The organism is Plantactinospora sp. B24E8, from assembly GCF_039871735.1.
Taxonomy (GTDB): domain Bacteria; phylum Actinomycetota; class Actinomycetes; order Mycobacteriales; family Micromonosporaceae; genus Plantactinospora.
The window spans coordinates 1-21,186 of the sequence record NZ_JBDPMH010000057.1; the positions used below are offsets into that span (position 1 = coordinate 1).

The window sequence follows — 21,186 nt, forward strand, 5'->3', positions numbered from 1 at the left end:
CGGCGGGGGGTGCTGGCGGCGGGCCGGCCCGCCCGTCACACCGCGGGGCGGGCCCGCCGACGGGTCAGCCGAGCGTGCTCTCGTCCTTGCCGAGAATCCGGCGGAGCAGTTCGGCCTGGCGGGGGAACTGGAATCCCGCGCCGCCCTCGTGCCCGTTGTACGGCCACACCGTGATCTCCTTCTCCGTCCCCGCGTAGTGGTTGTACGCGGCGAAGATGGTCGACGGCGGGCAGACCGCGTCCATCAGCGCGACGGAGAAGAGCGTCGGGGCGGTCGCCCGCGCGGCGAAGTTGACCCCGTCGAAGTAGCTCAGCGTGCGGAACGCCGTCTCCACGTGGTTCCGGTGGGTCTTCAGGTACGTCACCAACTCCTGGTACGGATTCGCGTCGGTGATCTCGGTGGCCCGCCGGTAGTGGCAGAGGAACGGCACGTCGGGCAGGACGGCGGCGAGCCCGTCGACCAGTCCGGCGACCGCGAGGGTGATCCCACCGCCCTGACTGCCGCCGGTCACCACCACCCGCTCCGGGTCCACCCTCGGGTGTTCCCGGACGGCGTCGACGGCCCGGACCGCGTCGGTGAAGACCCGCCGGTAGTAGTAGCTCCGCGGGTCGGTCAGCCCCCGGGTCATGAAGCCGGGGGTCTGCGGCAGACCGGCCGGGTCGGGGTCGGGGGTGTCGCCGACGTAGTAGCCGTTGCTGCCCTGGCCCCGGGTGTCCATCACCAGGTGGGCGTAGCCGGCGGCGCTCCAGGTGAGCCACTCGTGCGGCAGGCCGCGGCCGCCGCCGTACCCGATGTAGCTGACCACGCAGGGCAGCCGGCCCTCCAGGTGAGCCGGGACCAGGAACCAGCCGCGTACCGGCTGGCCGGCGAAACCGGCGAAGGTGACGTCGTACACCTCCACTGTGGCGAGTCCGGCGTCGTACGGCTCGAACCGGGCCGGCGTGCCGGCCTCCCGCGCCTGCCGCAACGTGTCGGCCCAGAATTCGTCGAAGTCTGCCGGTTCGTCCCGCTCCGGCAGGTAGTCGCGCAGCCGTTCCAGTGGCCAGTCGACAAGCATGTCCATTCCCTTCCCCGCAGCGGTCCGACGTCACCGCCCGACGCTGCCCTCGATATCGCCGTCCGACGTCACCGACGGGGTCGGGGCCGGCCTCGGCGCCGGCCGACACTCCTCCGGTGCGTACAGATGATCAACTTACGACGTCGACTGCCCAGCGTACGGTTGCGCGGCGGCGGCCGGAATCCCCGCGGGGCGGCGACGATCAGAGCAGACCGGCGTCGTGGGCGAGCATCGCGACCTGCGTACGGTTGCCGAGATCGAGCTTGGTCAGGATGTGCGTGAGGTGTGCCTTCACCGTGGCCACCGTCATCGTCAACTCGGCGGCGATCTCCGCGTTCGTCCGCCCCCGCGCCACCGCCAGCACCACGTCCCGTTCCCGGGGGCTCAGCGCCGCCAGCGACGACCGGGCCCGCTCGTACGCGTCGGTGCTGGTGGTCACCCGCTCCATCAGCCGTCGGGTGATCGCCGGCGACAGGATCGGCTCCCCGGCCGCGACCCGGTGCACCGCGTCGACGATCCGGTCCGGCGGGGTGTCCTTGAGCAGGAAGCCGCTCGCCCCGGCCCGCAGCGCCCGGACCACGTGGTCGTCGGTGTCGAAGGTCGTCAACACCACCACCTCCGGCGGGTGGGGCCGGGCGCGCAGCCGCCGGGTCGCCACGATCCCGTTGACCCTCGGCATCCGGATGTCCATCAGCACCACGTCGACCTCGTGCCGGTCGACGGCCGCCGGCACCTCGTCACCGTCGGCCAGGGCCGCGACCAGGCAGATTCCGGGAGCGCCGTCCAACATCATGGTGAGTGCCGCCCGGACCAGCGGATCGTCGTCGACGAGCAGCAGACGTACCGGTCGGTTCAGGTCCGCCACGGCAACTCCACCCGCAGGCGGAACTCGCCGGCCGCGTCGACCGCGTGGTCGAGCCGGCCGCCGGCCAGACCCACCCGCTCGGCGAGCCCGAGCAGGCCGAGTCCGGCGCCGGGCAGGTCGGCGTCCGGCCCGTCGGCCGCCGCCGCCTCGACGTCGGGCGCGAGCGGATTGTGTACGTCGACGGTCAGCGTCCCGCCCGGCTCGCCGGCCAGCGTCACCGTCACCGGCTGCCCGCCGGCGTGCTTGCGGGCGTTGGTGAGGGCCTCCTGGACCACCCGGTACGCGGTCCGTCCGGTCACCGCCGTCATCGCGACGACCGGCAAGCCGATCCGGTCGTCGAGGTCGACGACCAGACCGGCCTCGCGCGCCTCCCCGACGAGTCGAGGGACGTCGTCCAGTGCCGGGCCGGGCCCGTCCGGTTCGGTGTCGGTCGGATCCTGACGGAGCAGCGTGATCACCTCGCGGAGTTCGTCGAGCGCCTGGTGCACGCCGGCGCGGATGACCCCGGCGGCCGCCGAGAGCCGCTCCGGCGACGAGTCGGGACGATACTCCAGCGCGCCCGCGTAGACGGCGAGCAGCGACAGCCGGTGCGCCAGCACGTCGTGCATCTCCCGGGCGAGCCGGGTCCGTTCGGCCAGCCGGGCCTCGACCACCCGGCGGCCCTGCTCGGCCTCGGCCCGGCGGGCCCGCTCCCGTAGCGAGTTCACCAGAGCCGCCCGGGCCCGCGCCCAGGTGCCCCAACCGAGCAGCGCGGCGTACGCCAGCACGGTGAGCAGCAGCAGCCAGCCGTACGACAACCCGGGGTACGGCCGCCACCAGCCCTGCGCCGCGTGCCCGGCCACCCCGACGACGGAGACCACGACGGCCTGGGCGAACGGCCGCCGCCGGGCCACGTGGAACGCACCGAACGTGGCGGCCGGGGTCGCAACCGGGGAGAGCACGGCCAGCAGGCCCAGCGCGAGCCCACCGCCGACCGGCCAGCGCAGTGTCACCGGCACCAGCGCGCACCCGGTCACCGCGACCGCCACGTCGAGCCAGTCGAGGCCGGCCGGTTCCGCGGCGAGCCGGCTCCAGACGGTGGCGCCGACAAGCAGCCCGACCGCGGCGGTGGAGACGACCACTGTGGACCGCGATGGTCGCCGGGCCACCGGTCGGGGCGGACAGTCGAAGTCGGTCGCAACCATGTGACCAGGCTAGATGTGACGGTGGACGGTGGCCACCGACCAAAGTCGTACGGCCCGGGCCCGCCGGTCCGATGCCCCGCCCCGGCTTCGCCGCCGAGACTCGGCGACATGACAGAAACCAGGGTTTCCCGGACCGGCGCCGCCACCGGGGTACGCCGCACCGGAGTGGTCGTCGCGACGATACTCGCCGCCGAGGCCGTCTTCTTCGCACTCGACTCGCTGGCCGGTGTCGACCTCGCGGTCCGTACCGGTGACCCGGTCGCCACGGTCGGACCCGGCGCCGTGGCGGTGGCGTCCGGCATCGCGGCGCTGGCCGGTTGGGGTCTGCTGGCACTCCTGGAGCGGTTCACCGCACGGGCCCGCCTGATCTGGACCGTGGTCGCCTCGGTGGTGCTGGTCGGCTCGCTGGTCGGCCCGCTCGGTGGGGTCGATCCGGCCGCCCGGCTCGGGTTGGTCGCCCTGCACCTGGTCTGCGCCGGCGTCCTCATCGTCGGACTGCCCCGGGCCGGTGGACGGAACCCGCGATGACCACGTCGATCCTGACCCTGCGCAGGCGGCGCGGTGCCTATGTCCTGGCGGACCGTCCGGCCACCCTGCGGACCGGCGTTTCGATGCGACGCGGCGAGATCCGGACCGCCGCCGGCAGCTTCGAGGTGGCCAGCACCGACGTCCACCGGCTCGGGATGGTGGCCCGGTCGGCCGGTCGGCCGGTTGTCCGGCTGCAGCCGGACGAATCGCGGGTGCCGGGCCCCGGCGGGCCCGTCCGGTGGGCGCCGGGGCGGTGCGTCAGCGCCCTCACCAGGGGCGCGAACCGGATCACCGTGCACCAGGCCCGGCGGCCGGGCGCGCCGGTCCGGGTCGAGGTCACCGGCGCCTGGGCGGAACTGGACCTGGTCGTGCTGAGCGCCTGTTTCGCGGTACTGAGCCGCCGCCGCGGGCGGACCTTCACCATCATGGCGATCGTCGGCGCCATCGGACCCCACTGACCGGCGGTCCACCAAGCGGTGGGCTGCCGGGCCGAGGTCGGGCACCGCCGGGCCTGGACAGCCGTGTCTACCGTCGATGCTGTGACTGGCTTCTGGGTCGTGGTGACGCTCGTGGTGGTGCTGGCGACCGGTGCGGCGACCGTCGTCGCGGTCCGGCGGCAGGAGTCCCGGCTGACTCCGGGGGAACGTGCCCGCCGCGCGGCGCGGCAGCTCCGTCGGGACCAGCGGGTCCGGCGGGGACAACGGACGGGCGGCATCGGCGGCTACTTCGGGGTCGGCGGCCTCCTCGGGCACAACGGCGTCGAGGACCGGCACGAGACCGATGGTGGCGGTGACTGGGGTGGCGGTGACGGTGGTTCGTCCTCCTCGGACAGCGGTGGCGGTGGCGGTGGCGGTGGCGGATCCTACTGAGCAGCCGTCGGTCCCGATGCCGGGGTATACGACGGGTGCGAGCATGGCTACCCTCGGTCAGAGCCAGTCCATCGACGACACATGATCGGGGTGGTCGAGCCGTGACCGAGCAGCGGCGGTACGGCATCGTGCTGGGACGCTTCCAGCCCGTGCACCTTGGCCACCTCGAGTACCTGCAGGCGGCGAAACGCCGGTGCGCCCGACTCGTCATCGGCATCACCAATCCCGACCTGCACGACCTCGGCACGACCGCCGAGGACCCGGGACGCTCGGCCGGCCGGAACAACCCGTTCACCTTCCACCAGCGGGCGACGATGGTGGAGGCCACCTGCCTCGACGCCGGCTGGACCCACGACGACCTGCGCATCGTCCCGGCACCGGTCAACCAGCTGGACCGGCTGTCCCAGTACCTTCCCCCGCCCGACGAGGCGACCTTCTTCATCACGATCTACGACGAGTGGGGGGAGAGCAAGCGGCGTGGCCTGGCAGCGCTCGGCTATCCGGTGGAGACGTTGTGGCGGCGCACCATGGCGCAACGGCTGACCACCGGCACCGAGATCAGGGCCGCGCTGCGGGCCGGCTCGGCCGAGTGGAAGCGGTACGTCTCGCCCGGCGTCGTCCCGCTGCTCGACAGCTACGGCCGTGACATCTGACCCGGCCCACGGGCCGGCGGTGATCCGGCCACTGCGGGCGGACCGACCGGTGCGGCGGCACGCCTGGGGTGGGAAGGCGTGGAACCTGCGCCGGCTCGCCGAGGCCGGGATCGCCGTACCACCGGCGGTGGTGGTACCCGCCGACACCGCACCACCGACCCCCGCCGAACTGCGGGAGGTGCTGCGGACCCTCGTCGGCGGGCCGGCGGTGCCGGACCGGGCACCCCTGGCGGTCCGGAGTTCGGTGTACGGCGAGGACAGCGCCGAGCGGTCCCTGGCCGGCTCGTTCCGCACGGTGCTCGGCACGATGACCGCCGACGAGGCGGCCGAAGCCGTCGCCGAGGTGCGCCGGGCCGCCGGCACCCGCCCGACCGGGGTGATCCTGCAGCGCCTGGTCGACTGCGCGTTCGCCGGTGTGCTCTTCTCCGCACACCCGATCACCTACGACCGGGGACGGCTGGTGCTGGCCGCTGTCGAAGGGCGGGGCGACCGCCTGGTCGACGGCCGGGTCCCCGGCGAGTACGTCGAACTGCCGAGGACCGGTGACCTCCCGGAGGGGACCGGCACCCCGCTGACCGGGATGCGGCCCCGGATCGCCGAGTTGCGGGCGGTCGGCCTGCGGGTGGAGGCGCTCTGGGGCGTACCGGTGGATCTGGAGTGGGCGGTCGAAGCCGGCACCGGCACGCTCTGGGTGTTGCAGGCCCGGCCGGTGGTGCTGCCCGCCGCCGCCGAGGTGGAACTCTCCTCGGTCGAGGCGATCGGGGCCCTGCCCCGGATCGTGGCCGGGCACCACAAGCTGGCGCTGCGGCGGCGGGCGCTGCGGGCGGGCGTACCGATGTCGCGGGCCACGGCGGTGGTCGGCCGCGACCCGGCCGACGGACGCCGGCTGTGGTTCGGGTCGGAGCCGGGGGCGGCCGGCCTCAGCGTGGTGCTGCTCTGGCCGGAACGGGTCGACAACGCGGTGGTACGCGAGTTCGCGACGGCCGGTCCGGACCTGGACCCGACCGTGTCGGCGGTGCTGGCACGCGGGCTCGGGACCTCGTGGCTGGCGGTCTGCCTGGTGCAGGAGATCCACGACGCGCCGTGGACCGGGATCCTGCGCCGCACCGCCGACGGCTACCTGGTCGAACTCGCGCAGGGGCACTTCGTCCCGAAGGGTGTGGTGGTCACCTCCCGGTACGTGCTGGACCGGACGCCGCGGGTGCTCTCCCGGCACTGTCCGGAGCAGGAGACCGCCTACCGCTTCGTCGACGGTCACGTGGTACGCGAGGAACGGCCGATCCGGCACCTGCCCACCGACTCCCAGCTGGGCGAGGCGGTACGTCAACTCCGGCCGATGCTGACCGGAGCCGAGCACGCCGTCCTGGAGTTCGGGCTGCTGGCGGAGGGGGACACCGTTCGGGCGTACCTGATCGACGTCGCGGAGCCGGACCGCCCGGCGACCCCGCCCGACGTCGGCCTGCTCGACACCGGGGTCATCTCGGCGGGGCGGGCCCGCGGCCGGTTGACGGTCGCCGCGCCCGACCGCGCGGAGGCGTCGCTCGACACCCACCTGCACGACCGGCCCGATCGCGGGGACGAGTTCGTCGACGTCGTGTTCCTTGCCGAACGGGCCACCACCGACCTGCTGCCGCTGGTATACCGGTGCGGTCGGGGATCCGGTTTTGTCTTCGGCACCGGATCGGTGCTCGGGCACGTCGGGGTGGTACTGCGCGAACTCGGGATACCCGCCGTCGTGGTCGGCCCGCAGCGGTGGCGGGAACTCGCCGCGTCGGGCCGGCCCCGGCCGCCCGGCGACCCCGCCGCCGAACCGGACGGTACGCCCGGCCCCGCCGCCGAACCGGACGGTACGGCCGGCGACCCCGCGACTGCGGTGGTGCTCGACGTGGACGCGCTCACCGCCGGCGTGGCCGCCGTGGACCGCGCGACTGTCGTCGCCGCTCCGGTGCCGGGCTGACAGTGATCCAGAATTGCCGGCGGGAGGGAGACAGCGGGATGGTCGGCGTCGCGACGTCGTACGTCAACCCGGACACCGACGGGGTGGCCGGCTGCGTCGCCCTGGCCGGTCTTGCCGGCTCGGCCGGGGTTCCCGCACCGCTCACCGTCGCGCTGGCCGGCGAGATCAACACCGAGACGCGGGAGTTGTTCACCGTCGCCGGAGTGGCCCTGCCACCCACCGTGCCGCCGTCCGACCACGACTCGGTCGCACTGGTCGACACCCACCACCCGGAGCAGCTGCCGACCTGGGTCCGCCCCGCACTGGTCCGGATGGTGATCGACCACCATCCCGGCGGCAACCCCTCGGCCTTCCCACACGCCCGGATCGACAACCAGTACGTCGGCGCGGCCTGCACCCTGATCGCCGAGCGGTACGCCGAGCGCGGCGCGGGACCCGGTCCGGCGGTCGCGGTGCTGCTCCAGGGCGGCATCCTCAGCAACACCCTCGAGTTCGTGGCACCCTCGACCACCGCCCGGGACCGGGCCGCGTACGACCGGCTCGACACCCTGACCAGTTGCGGCGACACCCTCGCGACTCGGTTACGGGCCGCCCGGGCCCGGCTGGTCGACGGCCCGACCGAAGCTGTCCTCGCGGCCGACGTCAAGGTCTTCACCCACCGGGTGGCCCGACTCGGACTGGCGCAACTGGAGGCGCCGGGCGCGTCCGCACTCGCCGACCGTGACGACTTCTGGCCGGCGTACCACCGGGTGCGGGGCAGGCTGGGGCTGGACGTACTGGTGGTGAACCTGGCGGACCTGGCCGCCTCGGCGAGCCTGCTCGCCGTCACCGACCCCGACTGGCAGCAGCGGATCGCCCGGCGGTACGGGATCGGCTTCGCCGCCGGGGTCGGCTGGACCGGCGAGCTCTTCCTGCGCAAGACGCACCTGGTGCCGATGCTGGCCGCCCAGCAGCCCTGACCACCGAACAGCCGCCACCGCCACCGCCCACCGGTACGGACGACAGCAGCCCGGCGGACGGGCCGGAACCGGCGCGGCACCAACCGCGGTTGTTACCGTGATCCGATGCCCGAACTCGAGCGGCTCGCCGCACGTCACGCCCCGGCACTGCTCGACTTCGAGCGACAGAACCGAGCCTACTTCGCGCGTTCGGTGCCGGATCGGGGCGACGACTACTTCACCGGATTCGCCGACCGGCACAGCGCTCTCCTCGCCGAACAGGCCACCGGCGCCTGCCAGTTCCATGTCCTGGTGGACGACGACGGCGCTGTGCTGGCCCGGTTCAACCTCGTCGACATCGCCGACGGCAGTGCCGAGCTCGGCTACCGGGTGGCCGAACGGGTGTCCGGGCGGGGGATGGCGAAGGACGGCGTACGACAGGTCTGCGCGCTGGCCCGGGACGCGTACGGGCTGCGGCGCCTCTACGCCTCGGCCGCCCTCGACAATCCGGCGTCGCTTGCCGTGCTCCGGCACACCGGGTTCGCCCCGCTCGGCGAGGTGGTGCTGGACGGACGCGCCGGCCTGCGCCACCTCCGCGAGCTGACCGACGGCGCGAGCTGACCCCCGCCGTGAGCCGGTCTGCGGCTAGCCTGCCAGCCATGACCGTGACGCTGCGGGAGATCACCGCCGAGAACCGCGCCGCTGTCCTCGCCCTGCGGGTCGCACCGGAACAGGAGCGTTTTGTCAGCTCGGTGCCGGACTCACTGGCCGAGGCCGCCGAGTACCCGCAGGCCCGACCCTGGTACCGCGCCGTCTACGCCGGAGACGAGCCGGTCGGCTTCGTGATGGTGAGCTGGAACGTGCCACCGCAGCCGCCGGAGATCCTCGGCCCGTGGTTCCTGTGGAAACTGCTGATCGACGAGCGGCACCAGGGTCGCGGCTACGGGCAGCAGGTCGTACGCCAGATCGTGGAACTGATCCGGGCGGAGGGGGCGACGGAACTACTGACCAGCCACGTACCGGGGGAGGACGGCCCGGCCGGCTTCTACCGGCGTCTCGGCTTCAGCCAGACCGGCGAGCACGACGACCACGGCGAGGTCGTCCTCCGCCTCGCACTCGCCTGACCGTTGTTGTCGGTGCCGTCGCCTACCGTGGCCGTGCGTCAGGATCGTTGGGGCGCGCAATCGTGGATAGGACGGTGCCGGTTGTCCGCCATCGCGTCGTTGACCCTGCTGCATCGCGGCGACGTGCCGGAGCTCGCCCGGCTGGCCCGGACGTCGCCGGCCGCGTTCCGCGGCTACCTGGCTGAGCACGGACGCGGGCTGGCGACGAGCTACGACTGGTCGGGTTACTGCATGCTGCACGTATTGACCTATCTGGATGATCGCGACGTGGACCTGGAGTCGGCCGAGTTCGACGCCGAGGCCGTGGCGATCTCCGAGACGTACGGCCTGATCAGCCTGATTACCTCGGGCAACGAGGAGCTGTTGCGCCAGCTCGACCCGGCCGGACATGTGGCGGCGGAGCTGGCGGACCACTTCACGGAGATGGGGCTGGAGTTCGAGGAGAGCGGCCAGGCGGGACTGGACGGGCTGACCCTGTTGCACGACAGCGTCGCCCGGCTCGGCGAGGACGAGGTGCTGCTGCTGCACATCGGCTGAGCCAGGCCGGTGCGGTCGTAGCAGCATTGGCGCGGTCCATCCCTGTCCCGCGCCGCCGCCTCCGGGGCGCGTCCGACGTACCGTCGCTGTCATGGACTCCCTCGACCCGCCGGCCGCCGGCAACGCCGTCACGGATCTGGGCTGGTGGCGGACCTGGCGGGCGGCGCTAAGGACGGCGACTGCCGCCGCCATCCTCGACTTCGAGACGCGTTACGGATATCCGCCCGGCGACAACGGCGTCAGCGAGCCGGAGACGGCCGGTGTCGCTCTGGTCGCCGCCGCCGGCCTGGCCATTCCCGCCGACCTGAGGAAGCTGTACGCGGTGGTCGGCGCGGTCGACCTGCCGGACGTGGGTAACGGGTTTTTCCTCCACAGCGTGGCGCAGCTGGCCGGTGGTGACCTCCGGCAGGTACGCGGTCGGCACGACGCCGACGTGGTCGTGTTCGCCAGCGACGGCGGTGGCACCCGGTACGCACTGGCGACGCCGGTCGGGGCGCCCGTCTACCGGCTTCCAGCGGGTCAGGTCGTCGGTGGTGTCTACACCTCGGACGACCCGTGCTTCGGGATGGCGGCGCCGGACCTGGCGACCTTTCTCGCTGGTCTGCTCCGTGCGGTCGAGGAGTTCGCCCGGTCGGGCGCGACGCCACACCTGTGACCCGTCGACGGCTCGTGGGGCCGCCGTGCCGGCACCGTGATCCGTCGACGGGTACCGGTTGCCCTCCGAGAAGGCCGGCTGGCATCCGGCATCTGCCGGAAAGGGCAATCTGCCCCTCAGGTCGATCGCCGCCGGTGTGGAACCTGCCCATCGCCCGGGATGCCGACGACGTCCGCCAGACGGCGCCGGAGCGCGGGCGACGGCGCGTGGATCGCACTCCAGACGGCGGTGTCACCCACAACAGCCAACGCGACCTCCGCCTCGCCGCCGAACCGGTACACCGCGTCGCAGGACTGGTTCATCGCCCAGCCGTACGTGGTCGGCAACACGGTGAGCCGTTCTGCCAGCCGGCCGACGACGTCCGGTGGACGTGGATGGTCGAAGCCGGTCAACGGGTCGTTGCGCCAGAGGGTCGCGTCCCAGACGCACGAGAACGTGTAGGCGGAAAAGCTGTCCGCGTACCGGGTGAGGGTCGCGCATGCCTGATCATCCGGGTCGACCAGGTACACCGGTGGGTCGTCGTCACCGGGGGAGATGGTGACAACCCACCGGCAGCAGCGCTGACTGTCGGTGCCGAGCAGCAGGTGACCGGCCGCAAGGAAGCGGTCGACGTCAGGCCCGGTGAGGTCCCGGGTACGGGTGAGCAGGTCGTCGCCGAGGGCGGCGGCCCGGTCGGCGCCGCCGTACCGGAACCACTCCCGGACGGCGGCCGGCAACGGTCCGCCGATGTGGTGTTCGAGCTGGGCGAGCGGACCATCCGGCTCGTCGGGCCGACCAGCCGTCCCGCCGAGCAGCTCGTACGCCGCCGAACTCCAGGTCCGCACGGAGACGATTGAAGCACCCGTGGGCGTGGCGGAATGTGCTGTACTCCTGGCCATGCGGCGGCGACGGCGGATCCAGGCGGGCCTCACCGTGCTGGTGCTGGTGCTCGGCACCTCGGGGTTCGCGGGTTGGCGCTGGTGGCACAACCGGGCGCCGTACGGTCCGGAGGTTCTTGCGTTGACCGCCACGCTGGAGCTCGTCGACAACGAGGGGGCCGCCGCCGCGCTCGGGGCGGAGCCCGCACCACATGCGGACGTCGGTGACCAACTGGTGTTGGGACGGGTTTCCTGGCGGCCACCCGCCGAGCTGCGAAGAGGCGCCACGTTCTGGATCGTCGTCCTGGACAAACGCACCCAGCTCAAGCCCACTGTCTTCGGGCTCGCGTCACCCAGGCAGGACGCGGTAAGCATGGGGTCACACGGATACCTGCAGAAGGCCGCCGACCGCTATCCCTGGTTGCGAGGCATCGCCGGACAGGAGGTCGACGGCGTCTGGACGACCAGCGGAACTTCGATCCACGTTACGACGCCCGACGCGACACCGGTGACCTTCGTCGGCATCTTCCCCGACGCACGGCGGCAACCGGCAGAACCCCTGATCGCCACGGCTCCGGTCGCCGTGTCGGACCTGCTGGTCGCCTTCGTGTACATGGGACCTGATGGTCAGCTGTACTGGGCTCACCGCCTCCTCGGCTGACCGTGATGCCCAGGCTGACGCTCCTGACCGGGCCCGGACACAGTCGCTCCAGCTGCGGGTCGAAGCAGACGAGGCCGCGATCGGCGGCCAGGCGCGCGGCCACATCCGCCAACGTCGACGCCATGGATCGCGAACAGCTGATGCGCCTCCTGGTGCAGGAGGCGTACCTGGTCCGCAGGGTGCAGTGCGGTTCAGGGCGGGCGCTGCGATAGGTCCCGCGTACGCTGCCGGCATGGGTGAGCCACCGGAGTACCGCCGATACCGGGAGGACGTCGAGGTCCTCCGCAGGATCGGCGCTCAGCTGGCCTCCGCCGTCCCGTACGTGGAATGCCTGGTTCCCGGGGAGTTGGCCGCGACTGCCGTCGCGGCCTGGGAGCGCGACGAGGAGGCGCCGATCGTCGAGGAGACCTGCGAGCAGACCCGGTCGCGGCTGCGCGCGGGAGATCTCGCGCTGCTCGGGCTCGCGGTGTCGAGGAGCGGATCGTCGGGTGATCCGGTTGTCGTGAGGCTTCCGGTCGCCCAGTTCGCCGCGGCCGTGGAGGCCTGGTCTGAGTCGCGGTAGGGACGAGAGAACCGCGTCCTCCCCAACCGGCGGGATCCGTCAGGGCTGGCAGCCTCGGATTGTCTCAGCGGACAGGTAGTTCCCCGACCGGGAAACCGGCTCAGGCCCGATCGAGCAGGAACGCGCTTGGGCCATAGTTGATTTTCCAGTCCTCGTAGAGGCCGAGCGCACCACAGGCCAGACAGCGGAGCCCGACGTAGACCCAGCGGACATCCCCGTCCTCCCGCAGCGAGAATCCGACGGCGGCCGCGAACTCTTCACCACCGCACAGACAGGCGCAGCAGTAGTCGGCTTCAGCGTCGTCGTCCCAGTATTCCTCGCTGTCGGCGATGAACTCGGTCTCCCGGCACGCGAGGCATGTCCGCCGGGCGGCCTCGTCCGCCATGACGGCGACCTCGAACGCCCGGCCTCCGCACGAGCGGCACACACACTCGCGTACAACCTGGACCGGGTACCCGTCGGGTTCAGGCCGCTGGAGGAAAGCAGCCAGATCCTCGAACGTCGCTCCGCGCTCCTCCCCGTTGTGGAGTCCCGGCCCCGGTTCGTCATGCACGACGCCAAGATACCGGGCACGTCAGGGGATGACGGCCGACCGGCGTCGAGGCTCCGGTCCGACGGCCAGGGCTTGGCGCAGGTGTATCGGCACGGTCGGTCCGGCTACGACATCGACAACTAACATCGGCCCCGTGTACGCCGACGGGCTCCCCCTCCCACCCGCCATGCTCGATGTGATGCGGGAAGGCAGGTGGGCCGCGCCGGCCCGCGGCGAGAGTTACCGCACGGTGTTCGGGGAGCCCGCCTACGGGGCCGTCTTCCTGGCTGCCGACCAGATGAGGCGGAACGTCCGGTGGATCGACGACATCGACTACGACGACGAGTTCCGGAATCTATATGTCGGTAGTCCGGGTCCAGCACCAGGGTTGGAGCAGCACTTTCGACCGCCTGCGGTCGTGACCGCCACAGCCCGGTCGAGCGGGTCGTACCGCCCGGCTGATCACGGGTACGTTGTGGTCGCCGGCAAACTTGGCGTTGTGCCGACCCCACAGCTCATCCGCCAGGTCCGTTTCGAGGTCCGTCCGTGGGGCGATGGCCCCGACCCGGGCCGCGAGCTGTTGCCGTACGTCGACAACGTGAGCCTCGTGGAGTTGGCCACCGGCTTCGAGCACGCGGCCGGTTACGACGCGCCCGGCGAGTATGCCGGGATCGTCCTCGACCACTTCGACTTCGGCGACCTCGCCGCCTATCTCACGGGACTACCCGACTCTGCCTACTGGGCCAAGCGAGGCTCTGTCGCCCTCCTTGGTTGTAACTGCGGCGAGGTCGGCTGCTGGCCCTTCGAAGCCCACATTGGCGCCGCCGGCGACCTGGTGACGTGGCGGGGCTTCGCTCAGCCGCACCGCACCCAGCGCGACTACGGGAGCTTCGGGCCCTTCGTGTTCCGCCGCAACCAGTACGAGCGGGCAGTCCGCGAGGCAGTCGTCGCCGCGTCTTATCGGTGACGATGAGGGCGTTGTCCTCGCCCGGCGCCGGCCGGAGGTCGCCACCAGCCCGGAGCAGGCCGCCGCAGCCTGCTTTCCGGCCGCTTTGACCCCAACAAAGAGCGTTTCGGCACATGCCGCGACCATCGGTTGCCGCCAGTGATGCTCATCTACCTTGCCTGGGCGTCGGTCGTCGTCTGCTGCTGGTTGCTGCTGTCGCCCGGCACTGCCAGGGGCTGTGCGAGTTCCCGAAGCCCGGCGCAGATGAGCGCTGCGGCCTCGTCGAGGTCTGATGTCGCTACTGCTGGTCGCCGTTCTGCCTCGATGAGGAAGGGCGGTTGACCGCTCCGGGGGAGAAGGGTGCGGTGTTGCGTTCCGGCAACTGGCGGCGGGCGGTCGACTGGGCGGCGGCGTAAGGGGCTCCGACCCGGACGACGGGCCAGCTGCCGTACCGGCCCGTGTCGGCTAATGGCACGCGGCTGGCCCGCAAGATCGATCAGGGCGGGAAACAGGTCGGCCCAGGTTCGGCGAAAACGCCGCTGACCTGAGCCGGAGGTTGTGGAGCGGGCGACGGGAATCGAACCCGCACCGTCAGTTTGGAAGACTGAAGCTCTGCCATTGAGCTACGCCCGCGCTCGCCCCAGTCACCCGGGACGCGACCGCTAGCCTAACCGGTCACCCTTCCGGGTGGGTACCGGGTATGCCGGTGGCGTCGCCGATCACCGCCTCCCGTCGCCCGCTGGGCGCGGTGGCGGGCGCTCCCCGCAGCCCCGACCAGCCAAGATCAAAGCCTGGCGTACGACGACGCACGCGCTCCCCGTACGCCCGGATTGAGCTGGATCGGGACGACACGGAAGGGGCGGGCGGAGACCGGGCGGGCGCGACCCGGGCGTGGAGGCATACACTCTTCCACGCCACGGGGTGTGGCGCAGCTTGGTAGCGCACTCGCTTTGGGAGCGAGGGGCCGTGGGTTCAAATCCCGCCACCCCGACTGTCGTCCGCCGGCACGGCGTGAGCATGCCCACCCCGTGCCGCCGGGCAGCCACGCCGGCTCGCCTACACTCGATGGGCTGAATCCGGCCCAGAATCAAGATCGAGATCCGTCAAGGAGTACGCCTGTGAAGAGCACCGTCGAGACTTTGAGCCCGACGCGCGTGCGGCTCGCCATCGAGGTGCCGTTCGTCGAGCTCGAGCCGAGCCTCAAGAAGGCGTACCGGGAGATCGCCTCGCAGGTGAACGTGCCCGGCTTCCGGCGCGGCAAGGTGCCGTCGGCGGTGATCGACCAGCGGGTCGGCCGCGGCACGGTGCTGAACGAGGCCGTCCAGGACGCCATCCCGGAGAACATTCTCGCCGCGGTCCGTGAGCACGACGTGAAGACGCTGGGCCGGCCCGAGGTGGAGATCACCGAGTTCACCGACGGCGACGCGCTGAAGTTCACCGCCGAGGTCGACGTACGCCCCGAGCTGACGCTGCCCGACCTCGCCACCATCGAGGTGACCGTCGACGAGCTGCAGATCGACGACAGCGAGATCGACGCCCAGGTCAGCAGCCTGCGGGAGCGGTTCGCCACGCTGAAGACGGTCGAGCGGGCCGCCCAGGAGGGCGACTACGTGCAGATCGACCTGGCGGCGACGGTCGACGGCGAGGAGGTGCCGGGCGGCTCGGCCACCAACATCTCGCACGAGGTCGGCAGCAAGCAGCTCCTGCCCGGGCTGGACGAGGTCCTGGTCGGCCTCGCCGCCGGCGAGTCGACGACCTTCGTGACCCAGCTGGTCGGCGGGGACTTCGCCGGCCGGGACGCGGACGTGGCGGTGACGGTCCGGACCGTCAAGGAGAAGGAACTGCCCGCCCTCGACGACGAGTTCGCGCAGCTGGCCAGCGAGTTCGACACCCTCGACGAGCTCCGTGGCGACGTCCGGGAGCGGATCACCCGGGGCAAGAAGGTCGAGCAGATCTACGCCGCCCGGGACCGTGCCCTGGAGCAGCTGGTCGCGGCTGCCGAGGTGCCGGCTCCGGAGGGTGTGGTCCGTGAGGAGGTCGAGCACCGCAAGCAGGCGATGGTCGACCAGCTGGAGCGGATCGGCGCCTCGCTGGAGGAGTACCTCGCCGCCGAGGAGAAGACCGAGGAGCAGATCGACGCCGAGCTGGCCGAGGCGGCCACCCAGGGTGTCAAGATCCAGCTGCTGCTCGACACCCTGGCGGACGCCGAGGAGGTGCAGGTCACCGACGACGAGTTCGGTCACGAGATCGTGCACCGGGCGCAGCACGCCGGAGTGGCCCCGCAGCAGTACTACGACCAGCTGGTCCGGTCCGGCACCGCCGGGGCGATCTTCGGCGACGTCCGTCGCGGCAAGGCGCTCGCGCTGGTGATGGAGCGGATCAAGATCACCGACGCGGCCGGCGCCCAGATCAGCCTGGACGAGATCCGCGCTGCCAGCGCCGACGCCCACGACCACGCGCACTGACCCCGACTGACCCGGCGCGGCAACTGCGCTGATAGCGAACAGTGCCCGGACCGGGGCGTTCCGGCCCCGGTCAGCGGTTAGTGTCGGGCCTAAGACGGCACGGAGAGCGAAGGGCTGCCATGACTGGTTCAGACTTCTCAGCTATGCCCATGCGGGTGCTCGAAGCCCGCGGTGGGGACGCGTTCGGTGGCAACCTCGACGACTCGGTCTACAACCGCCTGCTCAAGGAGCGGATCATCTTCCTGGGCAGCGAGGTGACCGACCAGGTCGCCAACCGCATCTGCGCACAGCTGCTACTGCTCGCGGCGGAGGACCCCGACCGCGACATCAACCTGTGGATCAACTCGCCGGGTGGCTCGGTCTACTCCGGCATGGCGATCTACGACACCATGCAGTTCATCGACAACGACGTTTCCACCGTCGCCATGGGCATGGCGGCCTCCATGGGCCAGCTGCTGCTCTGCGCCGGCACCAAGGGCAAGCGGTACGCGCTGCCGCACGCCCGGATCATGATGCACCAGCCCTCGGGTGGCATGGGTGGTACGGCGTCCGACATTGCCATCCAGGCGGAGCAGATGCTCTACACGAAGCGGATGTTCCAGGAGCGGGTGGCTCACCACACCGGCCAGGACCAGGCGCAGATCGAGGCCGACTCGGACCGTGACCGTTGGTTCACCGCGAACGAGGCCAAGGACTACGGCTTCATCGACAAGGTGATCACCGGAGCCGCCCAGGTTCCGGAAGGCGCCGGGACCCTGAACTGAGGAGCTTGACGATGACCGACCCGACCATGCTGTCGTCCGGCTTCCAGCCGGTGCACAACCGGTACGTCCTCCCCTCCTTCGTCGAGCGCACGTCGTACGGCGTCAAGGAGTCGAACCCGTACAACAAGCTCTTCGAGGACCGGATCATCTTCCTCGGCGTGCAGGTGGACGACGCGTCGGCCAACGACGTGATGGCCCAGCTGCTGACGCTGGAGGGGACCGACCCGGACCGCGACATCATCATGTACATCAACTCGCCCGGTGGGTCGTTCACGGCCATGACGGCGATCTACGACACGATGCAGTACGTCCGCCCGGACATCCAGACCGTCTGCCTCGGGCAGGCGGCCAGTGCCGCCGCGGTGCTCCTCGCCGCCGGTACGCCGGGCAAGCGGATGGCGCTGCCGAACTCCCGGATCATCATCCACCAGCCGGCCACCGAGGGCGGCTACGGGCAGGGCTCGGACATCGAGATCCAGGCCCGGGAGATCCTCCGGATGCGGACCCAGTTGGAGGAGATGCTCTCTCGGCACTCCAACCAGCCGATCGAGCGGGTCCGCCGGGACATCGACCGTGACAAGTTCATGACGGCCGAGGAGTCCCGCGAGTACGGGCTGGTTGACACCATCCTGACCAGCCGTAAGAAGGGCCTGCTCGCGGCCAACTCGGCGAGCTGATCAACCCGGGTCAGGGGCCGGCCGGACGTCGCGTACGACGGCCGACCCCTGACACACCCGTTTTGGGGGTCGGAGAAACCTCGCGCAGCGGGTAACGTCGGTTCTGTACCGCCCACCGCCGGTCGGAACCGGCCGGCGAGGAACCGACGGGGCGTACCGTCCGTAGGCCAGGGCCGTTCAGGGCCGGCCGATGAGCGCAGGGAGAACGTAGGTGGCACGGATCGGCGACGGCGGCGACCTACTCAAATGTTCCTTCTGCGGTAAGTCGCAGAAGCAGGTCAAGAAGCTCATCGCGGGGCCCGGGGTTTACATCTGTGACGAGTGCATAGACCTCTGCAACGAGATCATCGAAGAGGAGCTGGCCGAGTCCGGCGAGGTGAAGTGGGAAGAGCTTCCCAAGCCGATGGAGATCTGCCAGTTCCTCGACCAGTACGTCGTGGGACAGGACCAGGCCAAGAAAGCGCTCTCGGTCGCGGTCTACAACCACTACAAGCGGATTCAGGCGGAGTCCGCCGGCGGCCCCGGCTCCGGTGACGCGGTCGAGCTGGCCAAGTCGAACATTCTGCTGATCGGGCCGACCGGGTGTGGCAAGACACACCTCGCACAGACCCTGGCCCGGATGCTCAACGTCCCGTTCGCCATCGCCGACGCGACCGCCCTGACCGAGGCGGGCTACGTCGGTGAGGACGTCGAGAACATCCTGCTGAAGCTGATCCAGGCCGCCGACTACGACATCAAGCGGGCCGAGACCGGGATCATCTACATCGACGAGGTCGACAAGATCGCCCGTAAGTCGGAGAACCCGTCGATCACCCGGGACGTCTCCGGCGAGGGCGTGCAGCAGGCCCTGCTCAAGATCTTGGAAGGCACCGTGGCGAACGTGCCGCCGCAGGGCGGCCGTAAGCACCCGCACCAGGAGTTCATCCAGATCGACACCACCAACGTGCTGTTCATCTGTGGTGGGGCGTTCGCGGGACTGGATCAGATCATCGAGGCCCGGACGGGCCAGGGCGGGCTCGGCTTCGGCGCCCACCTGCGTTCGGTGTCGGAGCGGTCGACCGACGACATCTTCGGCCAGGTGATGCCGGAGGACATGCTCAAGTTCGGCCTGATCCCCGAGTTCATCGGCCGGCTACCGGTGATCACCAACGTCCGGAGTCTGAACCGGGAGGCCCTGGTCCGGATCCTCACCGAGCCACGCAACGCCCTGGTCCGGCAGTACCAACGCCTCTTCGAGCTCGACGGGGTCGAGCTGGAGTTCGAGCCGGCCGCGTTGGAGGCGATCGCCGACCAGGCGATGCTGCGCGGCACCGGCGCCCGCGGGTTGCGGGCCATCCTCGAAGAGGTCCTGCTTTCGGTCATGTACGAGGTGCCCAGCAACCCGAACGCGGCACGGGTCCTGATCACCCGGGGTGTTGTCCTGGAGAACGTCAACCCGACGATCGTGCCGCGTGAGTTCACCGGCCGCCGGGCCCGTCGCGACCGCGAGGAGAAGTCGGCCTGACGGCCCGTACCGTCGTCAAGGCCTCTCCACGGCCCGCCACCGGCTTTCCGGAGGCGGGCCGTGCTTCGTACCGCCTTCCCGGCTTGACGCCGTCACCGTAGGCTCAGCGCATGCGCGTCGCCGTCTGTCAGCTGAACTCCCGCGACGACCGGAAGGCCAACCTGGCCACCGCCGCCGATTTGCTGGGCAGAGCCGCTGCCGCCGGCGCCGACCTGGCGATCCTTCCCGAGTACGTCGACTATCTCGGACCCGGCCGGGGGATGCCGGAGCCGGAGTCGGTGGAGGGCGAGTTCGCCGCCTTCTTCGCCGACCTCGCCCGGCAGCACAACATGTGGGTGCTCGCCGGCTCCTTCCACGAGATCGGGCCGGACCCGTCGCACACGTACAACACCTCGTTGGTCTTCGACCGGTCGGGCAACCTGGCCGCGACGTACCGGAAGATCCACCTGTACGACGTGGAGATCCCCGGCCGCGTCTCGTACCTGGAGTCGCAGACCGTCGCCGCCGGCACCGACCCGGTCGTGGTGGACGTCGACGGCGTACGCGTCGGTCTGTCCATCTGTTACGACCTGCGCTTCCCGGAGCTCTACCGCCAGCTGGCCGTGGCCGGTGGGGCACAGTTGCTGGTGGTGCCGGCCGCGTTCATGCTGCACACCGGTCGGGACCACTGGGAGGTCCTGCTGCGGGCCAGGGCGATCGAGAACCAGTGTTTCGTGGCGGCCGCGGCCCAGATCGGCGACCACGATCCGGGCCGTACGTGTTTCGGGCGCAGCATGGTGATCGACCCCTGGGGTACGGTGCTCGGCCAGGCGCCGGACACGGTCGGCACGGTGGTGGTCGACCTGGATCTCGACCGGTTGCGGAGCATCCGCGCGGAGTTGCCCAGCCTGGCCAACCGCCGTCTCTGAACGCCGGCACCGACCTCGGCGAGGGTTTCCGACGCCTCGGTGGGTGTGTGCCACGGGGCCCGCGGTTCTCCTCCGGCGGCACCGGCAGCCGTGGTGCGGCCTACTGCAGCAGTACGCCGACCACCGCCAGGCCGACGATCACCGAGGCGGTCACCAGGAGTCCGGTGGTCATCCGGGACCGTCCTCTGCGGGCCAGCCGGTGTACCGACGTGACCAGCGCGAGCAGCACGAAGCCACCGATCACCAGTTGCCAGAAGGGCAGGAGGAGAGCGGAGAGGCTGTCCTGGGCAAGGACATCGAACCCGCTCGGTCGCACGGCCATGCCTCACACTCTGGCATGACGACCGGGACAGCCGGGCCTACCGCGGCGGGACGAAGTCGTCGCGGAGGAGGAATTCCTCGTGTACGACGCGGAGAGACGTGTCGATTTGCGCCTGGCGCGCCAGAGGCGTAACTTTCTCTCTGCAAGCGGGACACCGGACGGAAGGCCGGCCGCGAGCACCGGGTCTGGGTGGCGATACCGAACAGGGCCGGGATCGGGTGGTGCGCTCGGTCGGCGAGAGTCGACTTGAGATTGCGAGACCAACCGGGTAAAGTATTCGAGGCCGGCAGGAGCCGGGCGGGTGCGCTGAGAAGCGACACCGGCCGGTCTGCGGGACTCCTCCCCGAAAGATCGTCCACCACCTGGTGGTGTACGTTGACGCGGGGAAAACTCGGGCGATGCGGACAAGGTTGAGAAGACCTTGACACTGCGAAGTCGACCGGGTAACCTGGACAAGTTGCCCCGGAGGCAATCCCACGAAGTGGGAACGCAAACGGTGTGTGTTTGTTCTTTGAGAACTCAACAGGGTGCTTGATAAGCCAGTGCCAAATTGTTTGTTTGGCAGCAAGTGTTTAATTTGTTGCTGGGTTTGATTTTCCAAGTTTTTGTTGGAGAGTTTGA

The 21,186-nt window shown here is 70.7% G+C and carries 24 protein-coding genes and 2 tRNA genes; 19 read left to right on the forward strand and 7 right to left on the reverse strand.

Going from position 1 to position 21,186, the window contains the following annotated elements; translation table 11 throughout:
* Nucleotides 1-64: 64 nt before the first annotated feature.
* The 3 genes from ABGB21_RS36095 to ABGB21_RS36105 form a co-directional block, all read right to left on the reverse strand.
* Entirely contained in the window at nt 65-1,057 is a 993-nt protein-coding gene (locus ABGB21_RS36095; RefSeq protein ID WP_347681644.1) for an acetylxylan esterase, read from the reverse strand.
* Between the two features lie 202 nt (nt 1,058-1,259).
* Nucleotides 1,260-1,913, reverse strand: a complete 654-nt coding sequence (locus tag ABGB21_RS36100; protein WP_347681668.1) for a response regulator transcription factor — start codon at nt 1,911-1,913, stop codon at nt 1,260-1,262.
* Complete coding sequence (locus ABGB21_RS36105; protein WP_347681646.1) at nt 1,910-3,106, reverse strand: histidine kinase; 1,197 nt, start codon at nt 3,104-3,106, stop codon at nt 1,910-1,912. The genes ABGB21_RS36100 and ABGB21_RS36105 overlap by 4 nt, the downstream gene beginning before the upstream one ends.
* Nucleotides 3,107-3,214: 108 nt before the next feature.
* Here ABGB21_RS36105 and ABGB21_RS36110 point away from each other — a divergent pair, with 108 nt between their 5' ends.
* The 10 genes from ABGB21_RS36110 (at nt 3,215) to ABGB21_RS36155 (ending at nt 10,367) form a co-directional block, all read left to right on the forward strand.
* Nucleotides 3,215-3,634: a DUF6069 family protein gene (locus ABGB21_RS36110; protein WP_347658381.1), complete on the forward strand. Its 420-nt coding sequence runs from the start codon at nt 3,215-3,217 to the stop codon at nt 3,632-3,634.
* Entirely contained in the window at nt 3,631-4,092 is a 462-nt protein-coding gene (locus tag ABGB21_RS36115) for a hypothetical protein (RefSeq protein WP_347658382.1), read from the forward strand. Before ABGB21_RS36110 ends, ABGB21_RS36115 begins: the two co-directional genes overlap by 4 nt.
* An 81-nt stretch (nt 4,093-4,173) precedes the next feature.
* A complete protein-coding gene (locus tag ABGB21_RS36120) occupies nt 4,174-4,503 on the forward strand; it encodes a hypothetical protein (protein WP_347681648.1) in 330 nt (109 codons plus the stop codon).
* A 101-nt stretch (nt 4,504-4,604) separates the two neighbouring features.
* Nucleotides 4,605-5,156, forward strand: coding sequence for an adenylyltransferase/cytidyltransferase family protein (locus tag ABGB21_RS36125; RefSeq protein WP_347658384.1), 552 nt, complete (start codon nt 4,605-4,607; stop codon nt 5,154-5,156).
* A complete protein-coding gene (locus ABGB21_RS36130; RefSeq protein WP_347681650.1) occupies nt 5,146-7,113 on the forward strand; it encodes a PEP/pyruvate-binding domain-containing protein in 1,968 nt (655 codons plus the stop codon). The genes ABGB21_RS36125 and ABGB21_RS36130 overlap by 11 nt, the downstream gene beginning before the upstream one ends.
* A gap of 38 nt (nt 7,114-7,151) precedes the next feature.
* Nucleotides 7,152-8,072 (forward strand): DHH family phosphoesterase, encoded by a 921-nt coding sequence (locus tag ABGB21_RS36135; RefSeq protein WP_347681652.1) that lies wholly within the window; start codon nt 7,152-7,154, stop codon nt 8,070-8,072.
* A gap of 105 nt (nt 8,073-8,177) precedes the next feature.
* Nucleotides 8,178-8,672, forward strand: a complete 495-nt coding sequence (locus ABGB21_RS36140; RefSeq protein WP_347658387.1) for a GNAT family N-acetyltransferase — start codon at nt 8,178-8,180, stop codon at nt 8,670-8,672.
* 38 nt (nt 8,673-8,710) lie between these two features.
* The gene (locus ABGB21_RS36145) at nt 8,711-9,175 is read left to right on the forward strand and encodes a GNAT family N-acetyltransferase (RefSeq protein ID WP_347658388.1); all 465 of its coding nucleotides are present in this window, start codon (nt 8,711-8,713) and stop codon (nt 9,173-9,175) included.
* Nucleotides 9,176-9,256: 81 nt separating this feature from the next.
* Nucleotides 9,257-9,712 (forward strand): hypothetical protein, encoded by a 456-nt coding sequence (locus ABGB21_RS36150; RefSeq protein WP_347658389.1) that lies wholly within the window; start codon nt 9,257-9,259, stop codon nt 9,710-9,712.
* Between the two features lie 91 nt (nt 9,713-9,803).
* Nucleotides 9,804-10,367, forward strand: coding sequence for a hypothetical protein (locus ABGB21_RS36155; protein ID WP_347681654.1), 564 nt, complete (start codon nt 9,804-9,806; stop codon nt 10,365-10,367).
* 116 nt (nt 10,368-10,483) lie between these two features.
* On the opposite strand, the gene ABGB21_RS36160 is transcribed toward ABGB21_RS36155, so the two are convergent.
* Complete coding sequence (locus tag ABGB21_RS36160) at nt 10,484-11,191, reverse strand: hypothetical protein (protein WP_347681656.1); 708 nt, start codon at nt 11,189-11,191, stop codon at nt 10,484-10,486.
* A 52-nt stretch (nt 11,192-11,243) separates the two neighbouring features.
* On the opposite strand from ABGB21_RS36160, the gene ABGB21_RS36165 reads away from it, so the two are divergent.
* Nucleotides 11,244-11,885 carry a hypothetical protein gene (locus ABGB21_RS36165; protein WP_347681658.1) on the forward strand — a complete coding sequence of 214 codons (642 nt, stop codon included), beginning with the start codon at nt 11,244-11,246 and terminating at the stop codon, nt 11,883-11,885.
* A 232-nt stretch (nt 11,886-12,117) separates the two neighbouring features.
* Nucleotides 12,118-12,447, forward strand: a complete 330-nt coding sequence (locus tag ABGB21_RS36170; protein WP_347681660.1) for a hypothetical protein — start codon at nt 12,118-12,120, stop codon at nt 12,445-12,447.
* Between the two features lie 100 nt (nt 12,448-12,547).
* Here ABGB21_RS36170 and ABGB21_RS36175 read toward each other — a convergent pair whose 3' ends face one another.
* Nucleotides 12,548-13,000, reverse strand: a complete 453-nt coding sequence (locus ABGB21_RS36175; RefSeq protein WP_347681662.1) for a hypothetical protein — start codon at nt 12,998-13,000, stop codon at nt 12,548-12,550.
* A 133-nt stretch (nt 13,001-13,133) separates the two neighbouring features.
* Between ABGB21_RS36175 and ABGB21_RS36180 the strand changes: the two genes are divergently transcribed.
* Nucleotides 13,134-13,946 carry a hypothetical protein gene (locus ABGB21_RS36180; protein WP_347681664.1) on the forward strand — a complete coding sequence of 271 codons (813 nt, stop codon included), beginning with the start codon at nt 13,134-13,136 and terminating at the stop codon, nt 13,944-13,946.
* Nucleotides 13,947-14,484: 538 nt separating this feature from the next.
* Here the strand turns inward: ABGB21_RS36180 and ABGB21_RS36185 are convergent.
* Nucleotides 14,485-14,558, reverse strand: a tRNA-Gly gene (locus ABGB21_RS36185).
* Nucleotides 14,559-14,842: 284 nt separating this feature from the next.
* Here ABGB21_RS36185 and ABGB21_RS36190 point away from each other — a divergent pair.
* From ABGB21_RS36190 to ABGB21_RS36215, 6 genes are all read left to right on the forward strand, one after another.
* Nucleotides 14,843-14,916: transfer RNA gene (locus tag ABGB21_RS36190), tRNA-Pro, on the forward strand.
* Nucleotides 14,917-15,043: 127 nt separating this feature from the next.
* On the forward strand, nt 15,044-16,390 hold the full coding sequence (tig, locus tag ABGB21_RS36195) for a trigger factor (RefSeq protein WP_347658392.1): 1,347 nt from the start codon (nt 15,044-15,046) through the stop codon (nt 16,388-16,390).
* A gap of 143 nt (nt 16,391-16,533) precedes the next feature.
* A complete protein-coding gene (locus ABGB21_RS36200; RefSeq protein WP_331217575.1) occupies nt 16,534-17,154 on the forward strand; it encodes an ATP-dependent Clp protease proteolytic subunit in 621 nt (206 codons plus the stop codon).
* Nucleotides 17,155-17,165: 11 nt separating this feature from the next.
* The gene (locus tag ABGB21_RS36205; protein ID WP_347658647.1) at nt 17,166-17,831 is read left to right on the forward strand and encodes an ATP-dependent Clp protease proteolytic subunit; all 666 of its coding nucleotides are present in this window, start codon (nt 17,166-17,168) and stop codon (nt 17,829-17,831) included.
* A 211-nt stretch (nt 17,832-18,042) separates the two neighbouring features.
* The gene (gene clpX, locus ABGB21_RS36210) at nt 18,043-19,335 is read left to right on the forward strand and encodes an ATP-dependent Clp protease ATP-binding subunit ClpX (protein ID WP_347658648.1); all 1,293 of its coding nucleotides are present in this window, start codon (nt 18,043-18,045) and stop codon (nt 19,333-19,335) included.
* A 110-nt stretch (nt 19,336-19,445) separates the two neighbouring features.
* Nucleotides 19,446-20,243 (forward strand): carbon-nitrogen hydrolase family protein, encoded by a 798-nt coding sequence (locus ABGB21_RS36215; RefSeq protein WP_347681666.1) that lies wholly within the window; start codon nt 19,446-19,448, stop codon nt 20,241-20,243.
* Between the two features lie 100 nt (nt 20,244-20,343).
* On the opposite strand, the gene ABGB21_RS36220 is transcribed toward ABGB21_RS36215, so the two are convergent.
* Entirely contained in the window at nt 20,344-20,565 is a 222-nt protein-coding gene (locus ABGB21_RS36220; protein ID WP_347658650.1) for a hypothetical protein, read from the reverse strand.
* Nucleotides 20,566-21,186 lie beyond the last annotated feature (621 nt).